Below are 19,574 nucleotides of genomic sequence, written 5' to 3' on the forward strand. Positions count from 1 at the left end.
GGGAGCCCGCGTAGTGGCGGGCTCCCTCTCTGTTATAGACAGTCTGAATGCGTAATTATTTACAGAAATGGTATCCAGTTATAATGCTCTTACCTCTGCTTCATTATGAGGCAGCATTTGGTCGCTTAGCTTGGAAAGCTCCATAAAGTGAACTTCAATTTCATCCGTTAAGGCGAGGCCGGAATGGTCTTCCCGCAAATGGAACACATTATGATAACGGTCATTAGCCAGGAAGTAATAATTCAATATATTAATGGTCACACATTTTTTGAAAATATAGAAAAGGATATGATTTTTTCATCCTTTCTCTCTATTTCTCGGAATGAAACGCGCTGTGCCGCCAAAGGATGGCGAAAACCGTTTCACCTTGGTTCTTTATACGTATTTCCTTCCTGCAATTGACTGGAGTACCGTTTGCTCCAATAAAACAGAGTACGTTTCTCTATATCGTATTTGTTGAATAACTGCATTTCAATATTAATCAGCTTACCCTCAGATGTTTTGGCCCAAATGTCAAAAATGGACTGTTTGTCCAATGGAGCATCCTTATCCGTATAGGGGTTTAAAAGTACAATTTCAGTTAGCGGAGGTTCGTTTGACTCGGCAAAAGTGCGATTTAAAAAGGCGAGCAATACATCTTTATTTTCTTCACTGCCAAAAATGCGCTTAAAGACGAAATCATTACGAGGATCAAGCAATTCGTTCATCCCAAATTAGCTCCATTCAACATGATTATACCATGCAAAATAAGAAACCGGAATTTACTAAACGAAAGTTGATCAATTTGTGGAGTGAGGGATTACAGGGAGAGAACATGTTGGCACAAATACAGTTGAAAGCATGGTATGGTTTAATCGAACTAATGGTTATCCAGTGAAAATAGAAAATTGATAAAAATGTAGATAATTGTCAGTATTTGTTTATGACAAAATATTATATTGCATACAAGAGTGAGCGATTTGGCGAAGCGATGTCAAAGGAAGAGGCTATTAAAAAGTACTTCGAATTGAAGGGAGAATTCAAAGATTTATGCATTCTGGTCTACGACAGCAATGATAGACTGATTAAACGGATTCCTAAAAAGGGTTAATAAAAAATGCGAAAAGGTCAGGAAAATTTTCCTAACCTCCTTTTGCGTTCTATAGACGCACATCGCTCCGCGGCCCATCATGCTCTCTCTTCTTCGCATCCTCAAGCTCATCGTCCCAGCTCAAATGCCGATATTCCGCTGCGGCATCATCGTTGTTAAACCAGTCGATGAAGTCCTGCCAAAGGGCTGTATTCCACGCAGCGTCTATTTGCGCCGTTGAATACACCTGCTGCTTAAGGCGAATGAAGCCGAATACGTCGCGCACCTGCGACTTCTCCGCCTGTACAACGGTCAGCTCAGCCAAATGCGGCGGAATAAAAATAACCCCCGCAGGCGTGCCCAGCACGACGTCCCCTGGCATGCATATCGCCTTGCCGATACGTGTTGGCACGTTCATTCCGACCATCGTCACATCGGCAATCGCTGTCGGATCGCTGCCCCGATAATAGACATTAATGCCGCCGATTTCCTTCACCTGCTGATTATCGCGAATACCGCCCCAGATTACAGCGCCGCCGCGCTTCGTGCGTGTGGCAATCGCCGTAGATAAATTGCCGCCAACGTAAGTGCCGCTATGAATTTTATCGAACATGTCCACGACGACGACATCATCCTCCACGAGCGAATCAATGACCCATTGGTTGAAAAAGCCGTGGCGATCCTCCTGTTCATGCCCGTAATCAAGCAGCGTTTCATGCAGGTCGGGGCGCTTGGGCACCATGACCGCAGTAACTGCACGCCCGACCATCACCTGCTCGGGATGCATGATTTTGAACTCTCCTTCGAATTGAAACGTATAGCCGCGATTCCACAGCGGACCCCATGCTTCCTCCAGCGTTATTTTTCGCATACGGCGCAATATATCTTCATCTACTTTAGGGCGGCCATTCTCAAAGCGCTCACCCTCCCAAAGCGGGGTCAATTGCCTTATATCTTCCGGATTATCGAACTTCATCTTGCAGCACCTCTTTTCGCTACTGTAATTGGTTCAAGGGTAGAACTGTTCAAGCTATAGTTTTATTGTTGCAGGCAGCGACAAATTTGTCGATGCGACTTTTTTACGGTAATCAGCAGCGGACTATAAAAAAATCCAACCATATCATAAAATTGTCTCCTTCATTTATGAAAGCGTTTTCGTATAAAGTAAGGCTAGACAAAAAGCAACTGACTCAGGCAAGCATTTGACTCGAATAATCAAAGGGAGGGGAGAAATGGGGTGAAGCGTAAAGATAACCGGATTACCCATTTGGCTGGTTACGTATTTATTTCACCATGGCTGCTAGGATTTTTACTGCTGACGTTGTGGCCGATTGCCCAGTCATTTTATTTATCCTTTACAGAGTATTCGCTGCTCGAAGCGCCGCAGTGGACCGGGATGGACAACTACGTCAACATTTTTACGAATGATTCCACATTCACTACGTCGCTCAAGGTTACGTTCATGTTCGTGCTGTTCTCCGTGCCGCTGAAGCTGTTTTTCTCGCTAATGGTGGCGATGGCGCTGAATAAAAGCTTGCGCGGCATGAATATTTACCGCACTGCGATTTATTTTCCGTCGCTCATCGGCGGCAGCATTGCAGTAGCGGCGCTGTGGCGCAATATGTTCAGCCTGGACGGGTATGTGAATCAGGTGCTTGGCTGGTTTGGCATTCAAGGCGTCGCCTGGATATCCAATCCCGATACGTCGCTGGCTACGCTGATCCTGCTTAATACGTGGCAGTTCGGCTCCACCATGGTTATTTTTCTCGCGGGGCTTAAGCAAATTCCGCAGGAGCTGTACGAATCCGCATCGGTGGACGGAGCGGGCAAGACGCGAAAATTTTTCAGCATTACACTCCCCATGCTCTCTCCCGTTATGTTTTTCAACCTGGTGCTTGGCATTATCGGTTCCTTTCAAACGTTTACGTCCGCCTACATTATTACGAAGGGCGGGCCCATTAACTCAACCTACATGTACGCCATGTTCCTCTATGAAAAAGCGTTTAAGCATTACCAGATGGGCTATGCCTCCGCACTGGCCTGGATCCTGCTCGTCATTGTAGCGCTGCTGACGATCATTAACTTTGCCGCTTCCCGTTATTGGGTATTTTACGAGTCGGATGGAGGGAAAGCGAAATGAGCAGGCTGCGGGCAAAAAGCTTCGATCATGTATTTCTGGCGGTGTTCTCCTTCATTATGATTTACCCCGTCATTTGGTGGGTGGGCGCTTCGCTCAAAAAAACGTCAGAGCTAAGACTGCCGACCATTTGGCCCTCCATTCCGATGTGGGAAAATTACAGCAAGGGCTGGCATTTCTCCGGAGATTATACGTTTGCCCACTTTTTCGGCAATACGCTGCTGATGGAGCTGGGCAATGTAGCAGGCGGCGTCTTGACAGCGGCCATTGTAGCTTATGGCTTCGGCCGCTTGTATTTCGGGCTTAAAGGCTTCTGGTTTTCGATTTTGCTGCTGACGATGATGCTGCCTGGCCAGGTGACGGTCGTTCCGCAGTACATTTTGTTCAACAAGCTGGGGATGGTCGACAGCTATGTTCCGCTTGTGCTGCCGCATTTTTTCGGTGGCGGCGCCTTCTTTATTTTTCTGCTGGTGCAGTTTATTCGCGGCATCCCGCGTGATCTCGATGAGGCGGCCAAAATCGACGGTGCTTCCGTCTACGGCATTTTTCTGCGGATTATTTTTCCGCTCATCAAGCCGGCGCTTGTGACAGTGGGGATTTTCACCTTTATTTGGAGCTGGGATGATTTTTTTGCGCAGGTGCTGTATTTAAGCTCGGTTGAGAAGTTTACGGTCGGCCTTGCGCTGCGCATGTTCATTGACCAGTTCGATATTCAGTGGGGGCAGCTGCTTGCGATGTCGTTGCTGTCGATTATGCCTTCCGTTGTCATCTTTTTTCTGGCCCAAAAGCACTTTGTAGAAGGTATTGCTACAACAGGACTCAAAGGGTAACGGCTTTTTATGAAAAGCGCTTCTAGAAAAAGGTATTTCATTTGAAGGGGATGAACGGATAATGGGAAAAAGGTGGCTGAAAAGCAAAGGCTGGGCAATGCTGACGCTCGCTGTAGTGCTTACAATGACCGCATGCAGCAGCAATAGCGGGAGCGGGGGCAATCAGGGTATGGAGCCAAGCTCGGCAACGGAGACGGCGGCGGCTGGGGGAGCAAGCGAGGCAGCGACGACGCTCAGCATTATGTGGTGGGGATCAGACGTCCGTCATGAAGCGACGAAAAAAGCGCTGGACATTTATTCTCAGCAGTTTTCAAATGTGAAATTCAAGCCGGAATTTATGGCCTGGGATGCTTATTGGCAGAAGCTTCCGACACTGGCAGCCTCCAAGTCGATTACCGATGTACTGCAAATGGATGCGGCTTACATTCAGGAATACGTATCCAGAGGCCAGCTGGAGGATTTATCCGACATTGACTTGACCGGCATTGTGGACCCGAATGTGCTGAAAAATTTGCAAATAAACGGCAAGCTGTATGGCATTCCGCTCAGCCAGAACGCGCAGGGCTTCGCTTACAACAAGACAGAGCTGGAGCAGCTCGGCATCCCGCTACCGCATAAAGATTGGACGTATGATGAATTTTTTCAATGGGCGAGAGATGCCCGTGCCAAGCTGCCTGAGGGCAAATATCCGATTGGTGATACATCGACATGGGATGGCTTCAACTATTACCAGACGGCGATGGGCAAACCGCCTATTATGTCGGACGGAGGCAAGACGTTCACGCTCGATAAGGAGCTGTTCATGAAGTTTTATGGCATTTATGATGATTTCCGCAAAAATAAAATCGTTCCACCAGCCGAGCTAGCCGCATCTTTCCTGGAAAATGACCCGCAAGCTGACCCTATGGCTTCCGGTGTGGTGATGACCCGAGGTGCGACGACCGGCTCCGTAAGCGCACTGGAGCAACTGATGCCAGGCAAGCTGGGCGTTGTCAATTTGCAGACGGGACCGGCTGGCGGCGGCTGGGCGCAGTCGACGATTTTCCTCAGCGTAAGCGCCAATTCGAAAAACAAAGAGGAAGCGAAGAAGTTTGTGAAATGGTTTATAACGGATCAAGAGGCGGGCAAGGCACTTGGCTTGACGCGCGGCTTGCCCATTAATCCGGAAATATTCAAGCAGCTTGAGCCGACGCTTGAAGCCAAGGATTTGCTAGGCAAGGAGATTTACGATATGTCGGTGGATAAGGCACTGCCGTTTTATTCGCCGGCTGCCGGATTTTCAGAATGGGTGGATACGTACAAAAAAGAAATGGATGCCGTCTCCTTCGGCCAGCAATCGATTGAAGACGCATTCAATAAAATCGACAAGCTGGGCAAGGAACTAGCCGCCAAAGCGGGGAAATCTTAATTCAAGCAATCGTTGCATCGCTTGTAATACGAAATAGGAGGAATTAGTAATGCAGCTGGCAGAATTTTTCTCGTCGCGGCCTGACCGTCTATGGCAGCTCGCGAAGCAAATGGATATCAATTATGCGGTGAGCGGTCTGGCATGGGACGAAAAAAGCGAAAAACCTTGGGATCTTATGCCTCTTATTCGCATGAAGCAGCGTTTTGCGGACAGCGGCATTGAACTGGCCGTTATTGAATCAATGCCGCCAAGCAATGAGATTAAGCTTGGAACCGCAGGGCGCGATGCGGAAATTGAAACCTTTCAGCAGTTTATTGTCAATATGGGAAGGGCCGGTATTCCTGTGCTTTGCTACAATTTTATGGCTCAGTTCAATTGGTTCCGCACCTCCACGACGACACGTACACGGGGAGGAGCGCTCGTCTCCAGCTACGATCACAGCTTAATGCGGGATGCCCCGCTTACCGAAGCAGGCGTCGTATCCGAGCAGCAGCTGTGGGAAAATCTGCATTATTTTATGGAGCAGATTGTGCCTGTGGCGGAGGAAGCGAAGGTGAAGCTGGCGCTGCATCCCGATGATCCGCCGATTACGCCGATTCGCGGCGTATCGCGTATACTGCGCAGTGCAGATGCTTTGCAGCGCGCCATTGATCTTGTGCCAAGCGCTTATAATGGCATTACGCTATGCCAAGGCACGCTGGCGACGGCGGGGGAGCATATCCCCAGCGTCATTCGCCATTTTGCCGGGCAGGATAAAATGTTTTTTGTTCATTTTAGAGATGTGCGCGGCACAGCGGAGAAATTTGAGGAAACGTTCCACGATGATGGCATTACCGACATGCTGGAGGCGATGTACACCTACTATGATGTCGGCTTCACTGGGCCGGCAAGGCCCGATCATGTGCCGACGATGGAAGGCGAAACGAATGATAATCCCGGCTATGAGCTGCTGGGACGTTTGTTCGGGGTAGGCTACATTAAAGGGTTGATGGAGGCTGCGTCCAGACGGCAAGTGGAAAGCGCGCAAACTAGCGCAAATGCGGCAGCAGCACTAAAAATAGCGGTAGAATGAGATATAGCTTTAGGCAAAATAAAGGTACTGCTCACGGCTGGCATGTTGACATGCTGGCCACGAGCAGTACCTTTTTTAAACTATAGGAAAGGATATGATTTTCTCATCCATTCTCTATATTTCTCGGACTGAAACGCGCTGCGCCGCCAAAGGACGGCGATAGCCGTTTCACCTTGAACTATAGGAAAGGATATGATTTTCTTATCCTTTCTCTATATTTCTCGGAATGAAACGCGCTGCGCCACCAAAGGACGGCGACAGCCGTTTCACCTTGTTGCAGCTAAATTAAGCCTCCAGCTCAATCGTGAAGCTGGCTTCCAAAGCTTGGCCCGGCTGCACCATGACAAGTCCTTTTTTGTGGTTCAACGCTTCATTTGGGGCAGTCCATGGCTCGACGCATATAAAAGGCTTGCCTTCTACCGACCAAATGACGGTTGTTCCAAATACTTCGCTGTAGCTCAACTTAATTTGCTGATCACCGAAGGGAAAGGAAATTTCCGGTGTAGTAGCATCCAGCAAAGCGACCGATTCAACGAGACCGTTCAAATCCAGCGGGCCTGCAAACGGCTTGACCTGATTGTCGTTGTAATCCAGCGCTTGCTGCGCGTCAGAGCGGTAAGTCAGATTTTTTTCGGCAATTGCAAAATAAGGATGGAAGCCGGCATGTACAGGCATGCTGGTCTCGGACAAATTACTGTATGCTTGCTCAATGGACAGCTTGCCGTCCTTCAAGCGATAAGTGAATGTAAGCTTGAAGTTGAAGGGATAGGCCGCCTGCGTCTGTGCGCTGCTTTCCAGAGAAAGCGTAAGCGAGGCTCCGTTGTCGGTAGATTGCCCTTCAACGTCCCATGATGCTTGGCGGGCTACGCCATGATTACGCATATTATATCTTACGCCATCCCATTCATAGGCACCATTTTGCAATTGGCCGCAAATCGGAAACAAGACGGGAATGCCGCCGCGAATATTGGCATCTGGATCAATAAAGGTATCGCGATCAAGGTACAGCAGCTCTTGGCCTTGCAGCTGGCAGCCGATTACGATGCCGCCGCGCTCAGGGCAGATAAGGACGCGGGAATGAGTCGCATCTTCTTTAAGCTCATAGATCTGATACGTATCTGTAAAGCTGGTTACTTCATAGCCTGCTTGGTTTGCAGTCATTTCTCTACCTCCAATAGGTGCACTCCTGTTTTTGTAATGCCTTTAACACTTCCCGTCCATTATAACAATTTCAGCGGCAATAAAGGAATGATTTGTGAAAAGCAGCCCGCTTGCAACAACTTGCCTCCTACACCCGTCTGTTCATTGATCAAATTTATGGATTAGGGAGTGGGCACCATTTCAAATTTACCGCATGCACCACATTCTGCCCCGTCGATGGGAAGCCGTACTTCTGCAAGGAAGAACAGTTCTCCTGTGAACAAACGCAAACGCAAGAAGCCTGGCTTTTGGCGGGTAGTGGCAGCGTTATTCGCTGCCATCCTGATATCATCCCTGCTTTTCCTGAGCTGGTTTTTCTTTACCGCTTCAGGAACGAGCTTTCGCTATAAGCTGGCGGATGCGTTAATTACAACCCAGCACCGCTTTCTGGCAAAATATTTAATCGGCGAGCAGGGACTTGCCGATCGTGTAGCCGATTATGCCAAGCAGTTTCAGGAGATGGGCGAGGAGCTGGACACCCATCAAATTACGCTGCCGACTGGTGCAGGCGACCATGCTGCAGAGTCACTGACCAGCGTAGAGGAAGTCGATGGCAAAGGTTATCACGGTTTTCTCATGACGGTGAAGGACCCGACGAAAATCCGGCTCGTCGTACCGGAGAAAGCGGGCCGAGGCGAGAAGGTAGGAAGCATGGTCAAGCGGACAGGTGCCATTGCTGGTGTCAATGCCGGAGGGTTTGCCGATCCAGAGTGGCAGGGCAATGGCTTTCAACCGATTGGGCTTGTCATTACGCAGGGGGAAATTTATTATAACGGCCTTGGCAAGGATGCAAGCGCGCAAATTGTCGGGCTGGACAAGCAAGGTAAAATGCTGGCAGGCCGCTATTCGATCAAGGAGCTTATGAAGCTGGGCATATCTGAGGCGGTCAGCTTCGAGCCGCGAATGATTGTGAACGGCAAAGGCTTGATCAAAAATCACGCCGATGGCTGGGGCGTCGCGCCACGGACGGTGATGGGGCAGAAGGAGGACGGCTCGATTTTGTTCCTCGTCATTGATGGCAGGCAGATCGGCTACAGCATTGGCGCCGATCTGTATGACTGCCAGCAAATTATGCTGGAGCATGGCGCAGTCATTGCAGCCAATCTGGATGGCAGCTCCTCTTCCGTGCTGATTAAGGAGGGTGGCGACCTCATTAATAAGCCCTCTTCTAAAAGCGAAGGCGGGCGATATCTGCCAACCGCGTTTCTCGTATTTGACGATCCTTCTGCGGTGAACGTACCGAACGTATGGGCAGGGCTTAACCCCGGGGACATTGATCCTTCCAAGTGGTAAAAGTCTAAAATAAACAGCAAAAAAGCAAAAACAAACAAGCTGCTTCACTAATCCCCTTAGGGCATGTGAAGCAGCTTGCTTCTTATGAACACTTATTTATTTTAGAATAATGTTGCTTTCGTATCCTTCCTGTTGACTAACTCCACAAACGGTCGTTCGACAGCAGCTTGTTCCACGAGTCAGTGGACTCCCAGATGCCAGGAACATCGGGATGCAGATGCTCGGCAAGCACCTCGTCATTCAAATCATCAATGCCTAGTCCAGGCGCATCGCTGACAGTTATGAAGCCATTCTGCACCAGCTTGTTTGGCAGCTTGCTGCTAATCATAATATCATCCCACCAAGGCACCTCGCAGGAATGGTATTCGAGAGCGAGGAAATTTTCCGTTGCTGCTGCGACGTGAGCCGCCGCGAGGCAGGCAATCGGGCTCTCTGCCATATGGATAGCCATTGCTGCGCCGTAGTCCTGCGCCATATCGCCGATTTTTTTCGTCTCTAAAATTCCTCCACTCGTGAGCACATCCGGATGAATGACGGATACGCCGCCTGCTTCCAGCAAAGGCTTGAAGTTTTCCTTCAAATAGATGTCCTCGCCCGTACAGATCGGAGTTGCGACTGCCCGTGCAAGCTTAGCGTATTGCTCGGTATACTGCCACGGCAGCATATCCTCCATCCAAGCGAGGTTAAACTTCTCGACGCGACGGCCAAGCTTGATACAGCTTTCCAGCCCGATATGTCCAAAGTGGTCAATGGCGAGCGGTACCTGATAGCCGATGACGGAACGGACATCTGCCACATATTGCTCAAGCAGATCAAGCCCTTTTTCAGTCACCTGAATGGCGGTAAACGGGTGAGCAATATTATAAATATCATAATGGCGGTTCGTTATTTCGCGAAGCTGATCATCTGTCATGCCGTCAAAATTTTGATTGTAGCGGTTGCGCGATTTTTCCCGCATTTCCTCAAGAAAGCCGAGCGGGGCGCTTAGGGTGCCTGGTTCATGGATGATTTGGCCAATGCCGAGATCCATTTTTAGAAAAGTAAAGCCTTCGTCCATGCGTTTCTTAAGCGCCTCGCCCATAGCCTTGCCGGTGTCTTTGCCTACGACTTCCGTATCGCAGTACATGCGAATGCGGTCGCGAAAGCGTCCGCCCAACATTTGATAGACAGGAACGCCATATGCTTTTCCCGCCAAATCCCATAACGCAATTTCAATGCCGCTTACACCGCCGCCTTGACGGGCATGGCCGCCGAACTGCTTGATGCGGCGGAACAGCTTATCAACATGGCAGGGATTTTCGCCCAGCAGCCGTGCCTTCAGCATTTGTGCATACACTTTATCGGCTCCGTCACGCACTTCGCCAAATCCGACCAGCCCCTGATTCGTATATACTTTAATGAGGCTGCTATGGAAAGGGCCTCCTACAATGTCAGTGAACCGGATATCAGTAATGCGCAGCTCTGTCGGATTCGAGCTTGTTCGCACATGAGCTAGCGTTTCCTCGTACGTTTCTTTATTCATCACAACCGTCACTCCCCTGTTATCGTTATTATTTGGCTTACCCGCCCGCTACAGCAGCATGCTGCCCCCGTCCAAACGAATGGCGGAGCCGGTCATAAACTCGCTTTCTTCGGATGCGATAAAGCAGACGAGCCGGGCGACATCAAGCGGCTTGCCGACACGTCCGAGCGGAAATTTTTTGCGGATATCCCGCTTTGGGCGTAAGGGCTTTGCTGCATCAGGGTTTGAGACAGCGGGGCCAATGGGCCGAGATTCTCTTGCAGACTGTACGCCAACGTCAATTTGCCCAGGCTCTATGGTATTGACGGTGATGCCATACTTAGCCAGCTCGATTGCAGCTTCCCGCCCGAGCATGCGGACGCCACCCTTAGTCATGGAATAAACAGCGTCAAAATCAGTTGGCCGCTTGCTGTGAACCGAGGAGATGAGAATGATACGGCCCCCGGCAGGATTGTTTTTCATAAAAGGAATAACGGCTTGCATACACTGCCAATAACCCTTCAAATTAATGTGCATCATGCGGTCAAAGGACGTTTCATCATGGTCAAATAGCCCATAATTAAGCTGCAAAGCAGCATTGTTGACTAAAATATCGATTGTTCCGTCAGCCTCCGCTGCCGGAAAGGCATGTGCGGCTTGCTTCATTAATCGTTCAATTTCCGCTTTGCTGGCAACATCGGCTTGCACTAGCACGGCCTCTCCGCCGGCTGCCTGAATTTGCGCTAGCGTTTCTTTCGCTCCGGCATCGCTGCGATTATAATGAATGACGACCTTTGCGCCACATTGTGCGAGCTGAATGGCGACACCTTGGCCGATGCCTGTTCCTGCGCCTGTTACGAGAGCTACCTTGCCTGTCAGGTCCATGCTCATCCTCCTTGATCGCTCAGCTCTGGGGGACGCTTCATATTGAAATCCATATAATGCTGCAAAAATCCGCCATCTAGCCGAATGTCTGCTCCATTAATATATCGCGCCTCGCCAGAGGATAAGAATAGGGCAAGCTGCGCCAAATCATCATAGCTGCCGAGTGCTGCATTTGGCACTTTGTAAGCGTAATCCTCATACAGCGTGGATAGCTCGCTCGCGAACCGCTTATCATCGCCTTCTATTGGGCCCAACTCAATCGTATTGACAGTTATGCCGCTGCGTCCGAGTACGAGAGCTGCTTCTTTCGCCAGCATGCTGACCGCACCTTTGGACGCGCTGTAGGCGAAGGAGGAGCCGGTCGGCTTCTGCGCATGAATCGAGGAGACGTAGACGATCGACCCTGACCCGGCATCAGCCATTTGCTGGCCGACTACCTTCGTGCATATAAAAGCGGATTTAGCGTTCGTATGCAGCAGATCTAGAAACAAATCCTCCTCGCCATATTCAATAGAGATCGGTTTCATGAGATCATTATTATGAATGAGCGCATCTACATTTGCTCGGCCAAGCTTGGTCGCTGCTTGCTCCAGCATCGCTTGCAGTCCACTGCTGCTGCAAAGATCTGCAGCGCTCACGAAGACATGGAGTCCTAAGGTGCTAGCCCGCTTAAGCTCCTCCCTAATATGGGCGCCGCCCGACATGCTATTTAAAATAAAATGCGCGCCCTGCTCGGCAAAAAGGCGGAAAAGCGCTCTTCCAGAGCCGCTGTCCGCATCGGTAATAAAGACGACTTTCTCTTTTAGCATCATCGTAGTCATAGATCCCCTCCAACGGGCGGATTGCTTATAATCAGCTAATGTTCAATCCTCCTTTATCTTAAAGGTTTGACCCAGCTAGTTGCGATGCCGTAAATTTATGATTTTGTTTGAATTTTATATGAAGGATAAAAGCGCGGCGACTGCTTGTGTCTCGCTTAGGTATCAGGTACTATTAGTGAAGAACATATTGCTTTAATCGGCAGCCTTCTACAAAAAAAGTGAAACATGTACAGGCTTGCGCCGTATAAGGTGAAAGGGTTCAAAGAGACGAGACTAGATAAAAATGAGGGAAGTCTATGGAAGCGTTGCGCACATTTTTTGCCCATCCGGTTGTAAGGAGAATATTGTTTATTATGTTGGTTGTACTGTTGTTCTACAGCCTTCACAATATGCTCAATTTACTGCTGCTCCTCTTTCTTGTAACGTTCGTTATGGGACGGCTTGAAGGATTTATTACGAAAAAGCTCAGCAAGCTGTTTCCGATATCGCCAATTTTGGTGACGGTTGTGTTATACGTATTGCTTGTGACCGGATTAGTATTCGGGATATCGAATTATTTGCCTAAAATGATCAATCAAGTTGTGGATATGATTAATAATATTACGAGGTTTTTAGACACCTCTCAAGACAACCAGATTGTCGGAGTACTGGTCGATGCTTTAGAGAAGGTGGACTACCAGAAGTATTTGGGCAGTGCCGTTGATTATATTATGAAGCTGGGAAAATGGCTGGAAATTATTTTGTTCGTAATTTTGCTCAGCTTTTTCTACCTTTTGCAAAAAAACAAGGTCGATCAGTTTACCGAGAAATTCCGCTATAGCAAAATTTCCTGGGCATACCGGGAGTTTCATTATTTCGGCAGCAAATTTGCTTCCTCCTTCGGCAAGGTGATAGAGGTACAACTGCTGATAGCCCTGTTTAATACAGCGCTGACGATGATTGGGCTCTGGATACTCGGTTTCCCCTATTTGATCGCGCTGACGATTATGGTATTCCTGCTCAGTCTGATTCCGGTGGCAGGCGTTATCATTTCGTTCATCCCGATTGGTATTATCGGCTACCAGATTGGCGGGCTGCCGATGGTGCTGTGGGCGATCGGCATTATTTTGTTCATACACGCGGTGGAGACGTATTTCCTTAATCCAAGGCTGTATGCGCACAAAACAAAGCTTCCGATGTTCTACACATTTATCATCCTCATCTTCTCCCAGCATTATATGGGCATATGGGGACTCATCATCGGTATTCCCATCTTCATGTTCCTCATGGATGTGCTGGATGTAGAGAAGCCGGAAAAGGCAGAGCTTGACAAAAAACCACTGTAACCCAGTGGTTTTTTTATTGTTTGCAGCCGTTTAATTCAGGTTGGGCCGCCGCAAAATTCGTCTATGCAAAACTGCGAAAAAGTCCATTGAAGGAAGCAAAAGGGCAGAGTAGAATAAAGGAGCTATCATTGAGAATTATTATCATATAAAAGGGAGAGGTCTTATGTTTGTTTCGTTGTTTTCTGCTTCAAAACGATTGATTTTTGTGAGCGCGGCAGCTTTGCTCATGCTGCTGCTTGCAGCCTGCGGCTCGAATGCAGGCCATTCAGCGGAGGGTGCGGGCTCGACGCCTGCCGCAGCAGCAACTGAGTCTGCATCTGCACAGCCAGCAGCGACGGAAGAGCAGGCTGCAGCCCGCATTTATAAGGATGTAATGGGCAGAGAGGTAGAGCTGCCAAGCAATCCGCAGCGAATTGTTGCGCATTATTATGCTTCCGAGATGATGGCGCTTGGTTTTCCAATGGTAGGTACGAACTTCCTGAATGCCAAAGCGGTTCTTGGTGAGGAGAAGCTGCAAGGTATCGCAGACGTTAGCGGTGAGGGCGTATCGACGAATTTGGAGAAGGTGCTGGCGCTGGAGCCTGATCTTATTATCGTGCCAAATTTCCTGGATGCGGCGGAGTTCGAGGAATTGTCCAAAATCGCCCCAACGGTGGTCATTGATTACAGCGGCGACATTTTTAGCCGTCTGCGCTCCTTGAGCGAAATTGTCGGCAAGCCGGAGCAAGCTGAAGATTGGATTAAAAAATATGAGGCGAAAAGCGAAGAGAAGCGTGAGCTGCTGAAGCCAGTTGTTGCAGCGGGTGGAACAGCTTCCGCGTTCGTCGTGCATGTAGACGGCAAGCTGTACATTTATGGGCCGCAGCGTTTGGGGCCAACGATGTATGATGCACTCGGATTTAAAGCGCCGGACAAAGTAGGCGAGCTGTTCAAGGACGGCAAGGACTTGTGGAAGGAAATATCGCTAGAGGCGCTGCCGGATTTTGCTGGCGACCATATATTCCTGATTTTGCAGGATGACAACGAGGATGCCAAGAAGGGCACGGAAGAAATAATTAACGGCGCTGTGTGGAAAAACATCCCTGCGGTGAAAAATGGCCATGCCTACATCGTGGGCAAACGCTGGTCGTTCAACGATCCGCTTACACTTGATTGGCTGCTGGATGAAATGACGAATGAGCTGCTAGCGAAGCAATAAGCGGCTAAGAGCAAGCCATATACGAGTATAATCGTAATAATATGAAGCCTTAGCTATGAGCCGTTTACGCCTCTCCCGGAATCTTTTATAATGGGAGCATATATTGATAACGGTTATCACTAGCGGGAGGTAAAGGATGGCATATCAGCATGATGGACAAGCGGCTGCGCTTCCTCCAGCACTTTTGTTCTCGGGGCTGGAGTATCGGCTCTATGACTGCCGGAAAGATGAAGAGCAGGGTAAAGGGCGGGCCTTCGTCTGGCTGACCGCCTATACGTTGCTGGCCGTCACGCAGGGGCAGGGCACCATTACGATTAACGGGGTGAGCCATCCCGCTGCATACGGCAAATGCTTTTTGCTGGCGCCCAACACAGCGATCGGCGTCGAAAGCGAAGCTTTTCAGCCGATTCGATTATACGAGCTCTCTTTCGAGATCGGTGCACAGGAGGAGGAGCTGCTTGCGGATGGCGGCGAAATGGTTTTTGAACCATTTGCATTATTGGAGGATATGCTGCTGTCGCTTCGCGGCAAGCCGCCCCTTGGAAAGCTGGAGGCGCTTCAGCGCCATATTCAGTTTCAGCAGCTCATGCTGGAGGTGCTGAAGCGCCAGCACAAAGAGGAGGACGAGCCGGATGCCAGAGGGGCAGTGGAGCGGACGATTTCTTTTATGCAGCATTCGTACAAAGAGGAAATTTCGATTGGGCGTCTGGCACAGGAAGTGAACATGAGCCGCTGGCAATATGGGGAAAAGTTCAAAGCATTAACGGGCAGCACGCCAACTGCTTATTTGACTGCACTGCGGATCGAGCGGGCAAAGCAGCTGCTGCTCAGCCAAACGGCCCGCGTTCGCGAAATTGCCGGGCGGGTCGGCTTCGGGGATGAATATTATTTCAGCCGGCGCTTCAAGCAGACGACCGGACTTACACCGACGCAATATATGCAGGAATTCGGTCGCGCTCCGCGTATATTTTCGATTCAATACATTGGCGAGCTGCTGGCGCTTGGCATTCGCCCGATAGCGGTGAACAGCGCGATGTTTCCTGTTTTTGAGGAGGAGGCGCTGCGCGGCGTTCATGGCATTGAGGAGCCGATTGATGCGGAGCAAATTATGCAGCTCAATCCCGATTTAATTTTGTACCCCAGCTTTATAAAGGCAGCGCTCATCGATCAATTGGTAAAAATTGCTCCTATGGCGCATGTGAGCTGGAACGATGATGTGTATGGACGGCTGCGTGCGGTGGGCGAGCTGCTGGGCAGACAAAAGGAGGCGGAGGAGTGGATCGCGGGCTATATGGAAAAGGCGGTGCTGGCGCGCGAGCGGCTAGGCTGTTGTATCCGTCCGGGCGAGACGGCTTCGGCGTTCGTTTATGTGGATCAGACGCTGTATATGTATGGGACGCATCATTTTGGGCATACGCTCTATGAGGGGATCGGCTTTAAGCTGCCTGAGCGTTTGAAAGCATTGACGGAGCGGAACAAGCAGCTGAAATGGATGCCGATACGGCTTGAGGAGCTGCCGGTTTACGCGGGTGACCGGGTGTTTTTTTCGCTTGCCCCTACCGGGGTGGATGAACAGCAAGGACGGGCGATTTTGAATCATCCGATATGGAACAGTTTGCCCGCCGTCCGCAGCGGCAGCGCCTATATCGTCGATCCAATATGGGGGAATTACAATCCGATTACGCTAGATAAGCATTTGGAGGAAGTCGTAAGGCTGCTTGAAGAAACGCGCATGTACAGCCCTGCTGCTGGTTCCTGAGTCGTAGGCTTCAAGATAGCTGCTGAAGCGCGGCAAGGAAATTAGAACTATTTTTGCAGAAAATGGTTTTAGGAGCATCCAGAGGAGGTAAGGATTGGGGGGAATATTATTTTCAATAGACAGGGGTAGATAGATGTGAAAAGCAAAAAAATGGTCATTTCCGCAGCGGTGTTCGGCATGGTGCTTACCGGCTCGGCAGGCGTATATGCAGGAAGCAACTTGGAGCAAATTAAAGCTTATTTGAATAATGGCTTAAAAATCGAGCTTAATGGCAGCGCGTACACGCTAGTTGATGGAAATGGCGCCAAGCAGGCTCCAATTACTTATAAAGGGTCGACCTACTTGCCGGTGCGTTCGATTGCAGATGCTTTGAATGTGCCCGTTACTTACGATGCAGGAAGCAATAAGGTAACCATCGGCAGCAGCTCCTCCACCGGAGGCGGCGGAACCGATAGCAATGTGTACACAGGCCAGCGTCCGAAATATTTGCCGGCAGATTTCCCGATTCCGAAAGATGCGAAAATAAAAGAGACGGTGGAAAACAATCGCGACAACAAAAAATCGGTGTACTTCGTCTATGAGACGAAAAATGGATTGGACTCGCTTGGCGTAGTCTACAAAGCCTATTTCCAAACGAAAGAGCTGACGGATACTTCAGAGGATGTAAGCAGCAATTCATTAACGATGGTAGGCAAAAAGGATGACGATCTAGCTGTAACGATTACCGGTGCTCCTGACCGGGACAAAGATGGCTATTACGAAATTACAGTGGTGTGGTCAGGCAAGTGATATAGTCGTTGAAGCAAGCTGTTATACTCGGTTTGAGGGCAAGCGGACACAGGGATTTCCTGTCGTTCGCTTGTTTTCGTTTTAACTGTTGTATAAATTTTTACATAAGATAAATAACAATTTAGCAAAATCTATTACTATTCGTATTGAATAGGTCGATAGTATTAGTAGTATCTGTTGAATAATGTATTGAACTAGTTTGAGGGGAAACTTTCGACAGATCATATAGAGAGATATAGAGTAGAACAGCGAGGGAGTGGTTAATGTTTAGAATTTTCTGATAAACAAACCGGTATAAGGCTAAAGTGCGAATCGGGACATAACAAGTTTTGACAATAGAACTTTAGTCACAGTCATGGGTGGGAAGCAAATAGAATGCAGCCTACTGCAACAGCCGGATGACCGAGCCGTGAACGAACCGTCACAATCATTTTTGAAAGTAGCATTACATCATACATATAGGAGCGTTGACAGAATGCAATTCATAAAAAGAATGTCCTTTTTTTCTAAAAATTTGCTGCTTGCCTTCTTTAACATCGTATTGATTGGATCCATTTTAATTGCATCAGGCTACATCATTCAGAAGGATATTTTGATTAAGCAGCTTCGTGGACAAATTAGCGCCATTACACAGGAATGGGCACAGGAAATGGAACCTGCGAAAATCCAGCAAGCCATTGCCGAGAAAAGCTACGAAGGCGCCACCCAATTGGAATTGAAAGCAACGCTGGATCTGATACATAAATATAACCCGAATATCGCACAGGCTTATGTATTCGGAACGGAGCTGACGAATGGCAATCAAACGTCAATTATTGCTATGCCTACAAGTCTCGTAGAAGCCTTCTCCGCTGAAAACATGGGTGTTGGCACGATGTATGAGCAGCCAGCAGCAATGTCGACCGCTGTAGAGGAAATGTTGAAAACCGGAGTGCCTACATTCACCAGCTTTTACACTGATGATTTCGGCATTTGGACGACGATTCTTTATCCCATCAAAGACAGCGGCGGCAACGTATTCGCTTTCTTCGCGGCGGATGTAGATGCGAGTGCGGTGCCTAACGGTCTGCACACGCTGCTGATCAGCGGCATTTCAATCATGCTCATTTTCCTTGTGCTCATTTTCTTGCTTCAGTTCTTCGTTTCGCGAATGACCATGAAGCCCATCAAAGAGCTGATTAAAGGTATTGAAGAAGTAAGCGAAGGCAACTTGAATGTCGAACTGAAATCGGGCGTCGACGATCTCGGTGTTGTTAATCACAAGTTCAACATTATGATTCGTAAAATTAACGACATGATGGTCAAAGTGCGTCTAACTTCGCATGCTGTAACAGATTCGGCTAAATCCTTGTATGAGTTTTCCGAAAAGAACAGCAAAACGGTAGAGGAAATTACCGAAAACATGCGGGAAATCAACATCGAAATTGCCAACCAGGAGTTGTCCTCCGGGGAAGCAGCCAAAGCAATGAACGAAATGTCGACCGTTATTCAAAACATTGCTCACAGCTCGTCGAGCGTAGCAGAAGAAGCTGGCGATATGGAGCACAAATCGAAGGAAGGCAATAAAGTCGTAGGCCAGGTTGTTGAGCAGATGGAACAGATTGAAAAGTTTGTGGTCGAATCCTCCAGTGCCATTCAATCACTCGCCAGCCGTTCACAGGAAATTGAAAATATCGTTTCGCTCATTATGGGCGTTGCGACACAGACCAATCTTCTGGCGCTTAACGCAGCGATTGAAGCGGCAAGAGTCGGCGAACATGGCAAAGGTTTTGCAGTCGTAGCAGGCGAGGTTCGCAAGCTGGCGGAGCAGTCCAATAGCTCGGCAACGCAAATTTCCGGATTGATTAAAGAAATTCAGCAGGAAATTACGACAGCTGTCCATGCACTGAATCAGGGAACAGGCCAAGTTCGTACGGGCTTGCAAATTTCCAGCGAGACGGGTTCGCTTCTGGACGATATTTTGTCCGCTACCCGCAGTGTAACGCTGCAAATTCAAGAAGTATCGAGCTCCACAGAGCAAATTTCAGCTGGTACGGAAGAATTGACGGCTACGGCTGAAAATCTGTCGGCTTCCGCAGGCATTACAGCAGCAAACAGTGCGAAAATTTCCAAATCGATTGCCGAGCAAAAAGAATCGATGAATGCCATTGTGGAATCGTCGACTCAATTGACGCAAATGTCGGAAGAGCTGCAGGAGCTCATCAACCATTTCCAGGTCCGTACTTCTTAATCCCGGTATAACTATCATAAAGGGAGCCCTGCGGCTGCGTGGCGGCTGCGGGGCAAA

Annotated in this window: 15 protein-coding genes and 1 pseudogene; 10 read left to right on the plus strand and 6 right to left on the minus strand. The window is 49.0% G+C overall.

The window, feature by feature from the left end; genetic code table 11:
• Window positions 1-108: 108 nt before the first annotated feature.
• Together AC50Y5_RS02160 and AC50Y5_RS02165 are read right to left on the minus strand one after the other, a co-directional pair.
• Window positions 109-707, minus strand: a pseudogene (locus AC50Y5_RS02160) (Rpn family recombination-promoting nuclease/putative transposase); the annotation flags it as partial.
• Between the two features lie 432 nt (window positions 708-1,139).
• The gene (locus AC50Y5_RS02165; RefSeq protein WP_494827446.1) at window positions 1,140-2,045 is read right to left on the minus strand and encodes an RraA family protein; all 906 of its coding nucleotides are present in this window, start codon (window positions 2,043-2,045) and stop codon (window positions 1,140-1,142) included.
• 261 nt (window positions 2,046-2,306) lie between these two features.
• On the opposite strand from AC50Y5_RS02165, the gene AC50Y5_RS02170 reads away from it, so the two are divergent.
• The 4 genes from AC50Y5_RS02170 to AC50Y5_RS02185 all read left to right on the plus strand — a co-directional run bounded on the left by AC50Y5_RS02170 (window position 2,307) and on the right by AC50Y5_RS02185 (window position 6,516).
• Window positions 2,307-3,209 carry a carbohydrate ABC transporter permease gene (locus AC50Y5_RS02170; RefSeq protein WP_056029814.1) on the plus strand — a complete coding sequence of 301 codons (903 nt, stop codon included), beginning with the start codon at window positions 2,307-2,309 and terminating at the stop codon, window positions 3,207-3,209.
• Complete coding sequence (locus tag AC50Y5_RS02175) at window positions 3,206-4,036, plus strand: carbohydrate ABC transporter permease (RefSeq protein WP_056029811.1); 831 nt, start codon at window positions 3,206-3,208, stop codon at window positions 4,034-4,036. The genes AC50Y5_RS02170 and AC50Y5_RS02175 overlap by 4 nt, the downstream gene beginning before the upstream one ends.
• A gap of 61 nt (window positions 4,037-4,097) precedes the next feature.
• Window positions 4,098-5,444: an ABC transporter substrate-binding protein gene (locus AC50Y5_RS02180; protein ID WP_494858146.1), complete on the plus strand. Its 1,347-nt coding sequence runs from the start codon at window positions 4,098-4,100 to the stop codon at window positions 5,442-5,444.
• A gap of 49 nt (window positions 5,445-5,493) precedes the next feature.
• On the plus strand, window positions 5,494-6,516 hold the full coding sequence (locus tag AC50Y5_RS02185) for a mannonate dehydratase (protein ID WP_494858148.1): 1,023 nt from the start codon (window positions 5,494-5,496) through the stop codon (window positions 6,514-6,516).
• Between the two features lie 285 nt (window positions 6,517-6,801).
• Here AC50Y5_RS02185 and AC50Y5_RS02190 read toward each other — a convergent pair whose 3' ends face one another.
• Window positions 6,802-7,677 (minus strand): aldose epimerase family protein, encoded by an 876-nt coding sequence (locus tag AC50Y5_RS02190; RefSeq protein WP_494858150.1) that lies wholly within the window; start codon window positions 7,675-7,677, stop codon window positions 6,802-6,804.
• Window positions 7,678-7,893: 216 nt separating this feature from the next.
• On the opposite strand from AC50Y5_RS02190, the gene AC50Y5_RS02195 reads away from it, so the two are divergent.
• On the plus strand, window positions 7,894-9,009 hold the full coding sequence (locus AC50Y5_RS02195; protein WP_494858777.1) for a phosphodiester glycosidase family protein: 1,116 nt from the start codon (window positions 7,894-7,896) through the stop codon (window positions 9,007-9,009).
• Window positions 9,010-9,145: 136 nt separating this feature from the next.
• Here AC50Y5_RS02195 and AC50Y5_RS02200 read toward each other — a convergent pair whose 3' ends face one another.
• The 3 genes from AC50Y5_RS02200 to AC50Y5_RS02210 are packed head-to-tail and all read right to left on the minus strand — an operon-like array spanning window position 9,146 to window position 12,216.
• Window positions 9,146-10,531 carry a mandelate racemase/muconate lactonizing enzyme family protein gene (locus AC50Y5_RS02200; RefSeq protein WP_494858152.1) on the minus strand — a complete coding sequence of 462 codons (1,386 nt, stop codon included), beginning with the start codon at window positions 10,529-10,531 and terminating at the stop codon, window positions 9,146-9,148.
• A 48-nt stretch (window positions 10,532-10,579) separates the two neighbouring features.
• A complete protein-coding gene (locus tag AC50Y5_RS02205; protein ID WP_494858153.1) occupies window positions 10,580-11,395 on the minus strand; it encodes an SDR family NAD(P)-dependent oxidoreductase in 816 nt (271 codons plus the stop codon).
• A 2-nt stretch (window positions 11,396-11,397) separates the two neighbouring features.
• The gene (locus AC50Y5_RS02210) at window positions 11,398-12,216 is read right to left on the minus strand and encodes an SDR family NAD(P)-dependent oxidoreductase (RefSeq protein WP_494858155.1); all 819 of its coding nucleotides are present in this window, start codon (window positions 12,214-12,216) and stop codon (window positions 11,398-11,400) included.
• A gap of 296 nt (window positions 12,217-12,512) precedes the next feature.
• Here AC50Y5_RS02210 and AC50Y5_RS02215 point away from each other — a divergent pair, with 296 nt between their 5' ends.
• The 5 genes from AC50Y5_RS02215 (at window position 12,513) to AC50Y5_RS02235 (ending at window position 19,517) form a co-directional block, all read left to right on the plus strand.
• The gene (locus tag AC50Y5_RS02215; protein ID WP_056029790.1) at window positions 12,513-13,541 is read left to right on the plus strand and encodes an AI-2E family transporter; all 1,029 of its coding nucleotides are present in this window, start codon (window positions 12,513-12,515) and stop codon (window positions 13,539-13,541) included.
• A 163-nt stretch (window positions 13,542-13,704) separates the two neighbouring features.
• A complete protein-coding gene (locus AC50Y5_RS02220) occupies window positions 13,705-14,739 on the plus strand; it encodes an ABC transporter substrate-binding protein (RefSeq protein ID WP_056029787.1) in 1,035 nt (344 codons plus the stop codon).
• Between the two features lie 136 nt (window positions 14,740-14,875).
• Window positions 14,876-16,498, plus strand: a complete 1,623-nt coding sequence (locus tag AC50Y5_RS02225; protein WP_494858158.1) for a helix-turn-helix domain-containing protein — start codon at window positions 14,876-14,878, stop codon at window positions 16,496-16,498.
• Window positions 16,499-16,633: 135 nt separating this feature from the next.
• Window positions 16,634-17,287, plus strand: a complete 654-nt coding sequence (locus AC50Y5_RS02230) for a stalk domain-containing protein (RefSeq protein WP_494858160.1) — start codon at window positions 16,634-16,636, stop codon at window positions 17,285-17,287.
• A 475-nt stretch (window positions 17,288-17,762) separates the two neighbouring features.
• Complete coding sequence (locus AC50Y5_RS02235) at window positions 17,763-19,517, plus strand: methyl-accepting chemotaxis protein (RefSeq protein WP_494858162.1); 1,755 nt, start codon at window positions 17,763-17,765, stop codon at window positions 19,515-19,517.
• The last annotated feature ends 57 nt before the right edge of the window (window positions 19,518-19,574 follow it).

Source organism: Paenibacillus sp. JT22N7, assembly GCF_059383875.1.

Excerpts from the sequence above, each read along its gene's own strand:
- AC50Y5_RS02165 (WP_494827446.1), bottom strand. The coding sequence starts at position 2,045 with ATGAAGTTCGATAATCCGGAAGATATAAGGCAATTGACCCCGCTTTGG.
- AC50Y5_RS02175 (WP_056029811.1), top strand. The coding sequence starts at position 3,206 with ATGAGCAGGCTGCGGGCAAAAAGCTTCGATCATGTATTTCTGGCGGTG.
- AC50Y5_RS02180 (WP_494858146.1), top strand. The coding sequence starts at position 4,098 with ATGGGAAAAAGGTGGCTGAAAAGCAAAGGCTGGGCAATGCTGACGCTC.
- AC50Y5_RS02185 (WP_494858148.1), top strand. The coding sequence starts at position 5,494 with ATGCAGCTGGCAGAATTTTTCTCGTCGCGGCCTGACCGTCTATGGCAG.
- AC50Y5_RS02190 (WP_494858150.1), bottom strand. The coding sequence starts at position 7,677 with ATGACTGCAAACCAAGCAGGCTATGAAGTAACCAGCTTTACAGATACG.
- AC50Y5_RS02195 (WP_494858777.1), top strand. The coding sequence starts at position 7,894 with ATGGGAAGCCGTACTTCTGCAAGGAAGAACAGTTCTCCTGTGAACAAA.
- AC50Y5_RS02200 (WP_494858152.1), bottom strand. The coding sequence starts at position 10,531 with ATGAATAAAGAAACGTACGAGGAAACGCTAGCTCATGTGCGAACAAGC.
- AC50Y5_RS02205 (WP_494858153.1), bottom strand. The coding sequence starts at position 11,395 with ATGGACCTGACAGGCAAGGTAGCTCTCGTAACAGGCGCAGGAACAGGC.
- AC50Y5_RS02210 (WP_494858155.1), bottom strand. The coding sequence starts at position 12,216 with ATGACTACGATGATGCTAAAAGAGAAAGTCGTCTTTATTACCGATGCG.
- AC50Y5_RS02215 (WP_056029790.1), top strand. The coding sequence starts at position 12,513 with ATGGAAGCGTTGCGCACATTTTTTGCCCATCCGGTTGTAAGGAGAATA.
- AC50Y5_RS02220 (WP_056029787.1), top strand. The coding sequence starts at position 13,705 with ATGTTTGTTTCGTTGTTTTCTGCTTCAAAACGATTGATTTTTGTGAGC.
- AC50Y5_RS02225 (WP_494858158.1), top strand. The coding sequence starts at position 14,876 with ATGGCATATCAGCATGATGGACAAGCGGCTGCGCTTCCTCCAGCACTT.
- AC50Y5_RS02235 (WP_494858162.1), top strand. The coding sequence starts at position 17,763 with ATGCAATTCATAAAAAGAATGTCCTTTTTTTCTAAAAATTTGCTGCTT.